Raw genomic sequence first — 5,558 nt, forward strand, 5'->3', positions numbered from 1 at the left:
TTGTGGGAGGAGCGGAGTGTGATGACGGGGGGTCTGGAGCGGGCGGATCTGGCGCGGATGCTTCGTATGGGTGTGCTGCCGATGTCCAACGAGGACGGACTGCGACTCTTCGACACCGCCGCACAATCGGCGGACAGCCTGCTCGTGGCCGCTCGCTTCGACCCTCAGGCACTGGCCGAGGAGGCAGGTGCCGGACGGTCCATGCTGCGTGACCGCACACGCGGGCCGGGCCCCCTTCGCCGCACCGTTGCCCCGGTCGAGGAACATCGGCAATCGGAGGGCCCGCCGCTGCCCGCTCGACTGGAGGGACTGGGCGACGCGGAACGCGACCGACTCGTGCTGAGGACGGTACGGGAGCACGCGGCGACCGTGCTGGGATACGAATCGGCCACCGCGATCCCCGTCGAACGGGGATTCCTGGACCTCGGCATCGACTCGCTCACCGGCGTCGAACTGCGCAACCGGCTCAGGACCGAGACCGGTCTGCCTCTGCCCGCAACCCTGGTCTTCGACCATCCCGACGCCACTCGTCTCGCGCGGTACCTGGCGGAGGAGCTGGCACCGGACGGGACCGGCGACGCAGGGGTGGACGCCGCACCGGACCGGCGGACGGACGGCGTCCCCGCTGCGGCAACCGTCTCCGAGACCGGAGCCGATGAAGTGTCCGGCCGCCTGGAGTCGGCCGACGCCGACGAGCTCTTCGACTTCATCGACCGGGAATTCGGTTCGGACTGACCGCCACCGGCACACGTCCCACCGTTCCCCTCGGCCTGTTCGTGCGCCGTACGACCCTCTGACACCGCAGCAAGAGCATGTGAGGCCCTGATGCCGGAAGATGACAAACTGCTCGGCTACCTGCGCCGGGTGACCGCCGATCTGCACCACACCCGGGGACGGCTGCGCGAGATCGAGGCCGCGGCCCACGAACCGGTCGCCGTCGTCGGCATGGCCTGCCGCTTCCCCGGCGGCGTCACCACTCCCGAGGAGCTCTGGCATCTCGTCCGGGACGGCGCCGACGCCATCACCCCGTTCCCGGACGACCGGGGCTGGAACACCGAGGACCTCTACGACGCCGACCCGGACGCACCGGGACGCACCTATGTCCGCGAAGGCGGGTTCCTGCACGACGCGGGCGACTTCGACGCCGATTTCTTCGGGATCTCGCCGCGGGAGGCCGAGGCGATGGACCCCCAGCAGCGCCTCCTCCTCGAAGCGTCGTGGGAAGCCGTCGAACGGGCGGGCATCGATCCCACCTCCCTGAAGGGCCGTACCGCCGGCGTGTTCGTCGGCGCCGTCGCGCTCGGATACGGGCCGCCCCTGGACGTCGCCGGTGGCCTCGAAGGGCACCTGATGACCGGCACCACCACCAGCGTCGTCTCCGGTCGCATCGCCTACACGCTCGGGCTCCAGGGGCCGGCCGTCACCGTGGACACGGCCTGCTCGTCCTCGCTCGTCGCGCTGCATCTGGCCGTGCGTTCGCTCCGCCAGGGCGAGTGCGACCTCGCCCTCACCGGCGGCGTCACCGTCATGCCCACCCTGGGCACTTTCATGGGGTTCAGCCGTCAGCGCGGCCTGGCCACCGACGGCCGGTGCAAGCCCTTCTCCGCCGCCGCCGACGGCTTCGGCCCGGCGGAGGGCGCCGGCATGCTCTGCCTCGAACGGCTCTCCGACGCCCGGCGCAACGGACACCGCGTCCTGGCCGTCGTCCGCGGCACGGCCGTCAACCAGGACGGCGCCAGCAGTGGGCTCTCCGCTCCGAGTGGTCCTGCTCAGCAGCGGGTGATCCGTGCGGCGTTGGCGGATGCGGGTCTTGACGCGTCGGATGTGGACGTGGTGGAGGCGCACGGTACGGGGACGCGGTTGGGGGATCCGATCGAGGCCGGGGCGTTGCTGGCGACGTACGGGCGGGGGCGTGATGCGGGGCGGCCGTTGTGGCTGGGGTCGGTGAAGTCGAACATCGGGCACACCCAGGCCGCCGCCGGCGCCGCGGGCATCGTGAAGACAGTACTGGCCCTGCGCAACCAGGAGTTGCCCCGCACCTTGCACGCCGATGAGCCGTCACCGCATGTCGACTGGTCCGACGGTACCCTGCGCCTCCTTACTCGGTCCGTCCCCTGGCCCCGAGGCGAACGGCCGCGTCGCGCCGGAGTTTCGTCGTTCGGTGTCAGTGGCACCAACGCCCACGTCATCCTCGAAGAGGCCCCGGCCGACGAGGAGATTCCGGCTGACGAGGAGACCCCGGCCGACGAGGAGACTCCCGCCCCCGGGGGAGCTGCCCGGACGCTCCCCTCGGTGCCCTGGGTCCTCTCCGCCAAGTCCGTGGCGGCACTGCGCGACCAGGCCGGGCGGCTCGCCGCCCACACCGAGCTGAACCCCGCCCAGTCACCGGCCGACATCGGCCTCACCCTGGCCACCGCCCGTAGCGCCTTCGACCACCGGGCCGTGCTCCTCACCCCGGAGCGCACCGACGGCACACCCCTGTTGAAGCAGTACGCCTCGGGCGATGAACCCGTCGAACTCGTCTCCGGCACGGTCCACGACGGCATCGGCCCCGTCTTCGTCTTCCCGGGGCAGGGCTCGCAATGGACCGGCATGGCGGTGGAACTGCTGGACGATTCACCGGTTTTCGCCCGCCGGATGGACGAGTGCGCCGCAGCGCTCGCGCCCCATCTCGACGTTCCCCTGCTGCAAGCACTGCTGGACGAAGCCGCGCTGGAGCGTGTGGAGGTCGTCCAGCCCGCGCTGTGGGCCGTGATGGTGTCGCTGGCCGCCGTGTGGGAGTCCTACGGCGTCCGCCCGGCCGCGATCGTGGGCCATTCGCAGGGCGAGATCGCCGCCGCGGTGGTGGCGGGCGCGCTGACCCTGGAGGACGGGGCACGGGTCGTCGCCCTGCGCAGCCGGGCGCTGACGGCGCTCGCCGGCCGCGGCGGCGGCATGGCCTCCGTCACGGCACCGGAGGACGACGTGCGCCGCGTCGTCGACGCCCACCGAGGCACCCTGTCCGTCGCCGCGGTCAACGGACCCGGGCACGTCGTGGTCTCCGGGGACGGCGCCGCGCTGGACGAACTGCTCGCCGCGTACGACGCCGACGGTGTGCGGGCCCGCCGCATCCCGGTCGGCTACGCCTCCCACTCGGCACACATGGAGGAGATCCGAGCCGGCGTCGAGAACGCCGCGTCCGGAGTGTCGCCACGCCCCTCCGACGTGCCGTTCTACTCCACGGTGACCGCCCGGAAGACCGACACGACCACGCTGGACGCCGGCTACTGGTACCGCAATCTCCGCTCCCTCGTGCGCTTCGAGGACACGGTGCGCGTCCTGCTCGAAGCGGGATTCCGCCACTTCGTCGAGATCAGCCCCCATCCGGTGCTCACCCCCGGAGTGGAGCGGACCGCCGAGGACCACGGCAGCGAGGTGTCGGTCGTCGGGACGCTGCGCCGCGGCGACGCCGGCGAAGCCCGGCTGCTCAGGTCCCTCGCCGAGGCCCACGTCGCCGGAACACCGGTGGACTGGGCCCGCGTGTTCGACGCGACCGGCGCGCATCGCGTCGACCTGCCGACGTACGCCTTCCAGCGGCGCCGCCACTGGCTCGACTCGGCCACACCCGTCGCCGCCGCCGGCACCGGCATGGAACCCGTCGGGCATCCGCTGCTCGACGCAGGTGTGCCCCTGCCCGACTGCGACGGTCACCTGTTCACCGGCCGCTGGTCACTGCACACCCACCAGTGGCTCGCCGACCACACGGTCGCGGGCCGGGCGATCGTCCCGGGCACGGCCCTAGTCGAGACCGTGTTGCGTGCGGGCGACGCCGTCGACTGCGACCGGCTCGAAGAACTCAGCATCGAAACCCCCATCGTGCTGCCCGCGGACGGAGGCCCCCTGCGCGTCCAGATCACGGTGGGCGGTTCCGAGGACGACGACGGCCGCCGGGCCGTCGGCGTGTACGTCCGCGACACCGAGGGCGTCTGGGCACGGCACGCCAGCGCCACCCTCGCGGCCACCGGCGACCACCCCGAACCCACCGGACTCGAAAGCTGGCCCCCCGCCGACGGCGCCCGCCGGATCGACACGAGTGAGTTGTACGAGCGACTCGCCGGCGCCGGACTGACCTACGGGCCCGCCTTCCGCGGGCTCGGAACGGTCTGGATCCGAGGAGAGGAGACCTACGCCGAGGTCGCCCTGCCCGACGAGGCGCGTCGGTCCGCCGACGGTTTCGGTCTGCACCCGGCGCTGCTGGACGCAGCCCTGCACGCCTGGCCCGCCCGCGCGGACGATCTCACCTCCGTCGGACTGCCGTTTCTGTGGACCGGCGTGTCCCTGTACGCCACCGGCGCCACAAGCCTGCGCGTCCGCCTGACGCCGGTCACCGGAGGTGGCATGTCGGTACTCGTGACGGACCACGCCGGCCGGCCGGTGGCATCGGCCGAGTCCCTGGTGACCCGGCCCGTGAGGGACGTCGGAGCGACGACCGGAGACGGTGTGGGCGGCACGGCCGACGGGGGCACGCTGCACCGCGTGAACTGGACCCCCCTACAGGTGCCGCCGGCCGAAGCGGGACCCGCCGCGGCCCCGGTCCTCGCGGTCGTCGGCCCGGACGACCTCGGTTCCGCGCTCGACGGGACCGTGTCACGCCACGACGATCTGACCACCCTCGCCGAGCAACTGGCCGACGGCCGGTGCCCGACGCCCGCGTATGTGCTGACGGGCATCGCCCAGGACGACCCGACCGACCGTTCCCACGCCGAAAGGGACACGGCCCAGGAGGCCCTGGCCGCCGCAGCCCACGCGCTGGAGCTCGTGCAGTTCTGGCTGGCCGACGAGGCGTTCGCCGGCGCCGGGGCCAAACTGGTGCTGGTCACGCGGGGAGCCGTGGCCGCCGGAGAAGGCGAGGGCGTGCCCGGTCTGGCCGCCGCGCCCGTCTGGGGCCTGGTGCGATCCGCACAGTCGGAACACCCCGGCCGATTCGTCCTGGCCGACCTCGACCAGGACCCGGCCTCGCTCGCCGCCCTGCCCTCGGCCCTCGCCACCGGCGAGCCCCAACTGGCCCTCCGGCGAGGTGAGATCTCCGTCCCGCGGCTCGGCGCTGTGCCGGATACACCGGAACTGCCCGAAGGTGCCTGGAAGCTACGGACCACCCCGGGAGACACCCTCGACGGACTCGCCCCGGCCCCGTCGACGGCAGCGACCCGGCCGCTCGGTGAACGCGACGTACGTGTCGAGATCCGGGCAGCGGGTGTCAACTTCCGCGACGTGCTCATCTCCTTGGGTACGTATCCGGACGCGGAGAACGCGCTGATGGGCAGCGAAGGTGCCGGCGTGGTCATCGAGATCGGCTCCGGCGTGACGAACGTGGCCGTCGGCGACCGGGTCATGGGGCTGGGAGGCGAGTGGTTCGGCTCGTTCACCGTGGTGGATGAGCGGGTGGTGGTGGGGGTTCCGGTGGGGTGGTCGTTCGTTGAGGCCGCTTCGGTGCCGGTGGCGTTCGTGACGGCGTTCTACGCGTTGGTGGATGTGGCGGGTGTGCGGTCGGGTGAGTCGGTGTTGGTGCATGCGGCCGC

At 72.4% G+C, this 5,558-nt stretch carries 2 protein-coding genes; both read left to right on the forward strand.

The window, feature by feature from the left end; translation table 11 throughout:
- On the forward strand, window positions 1-735 hold a 735-nt coding region (locus AB0C75_RS35785), incomplete at its 5' end, for a beta-ketoacyl reductase (RefSeq protein WP_362896706.1).
- Window positions 736-825: 90 nt separating this feature from the next.
- Window positions 826-5,558, forward strand: a 4,733-nt coding sequence (locus tag AB0C75_RS35790; RefSeq protein ID WP_362896708.1) for a beta-ketoacyl synthase N-terminal-like domain-containing protein, incomplete at its 3' end; no start/stop codon positions are given.

The organism is Streptomyces sp. NPDC048565, assembly GCF_040650935.1.
Classification (GTDB): Bacteria; Actinomycetota; Actinomycetes; order Streptomycetales; family Streptomycetaceae; genus Streptomyces.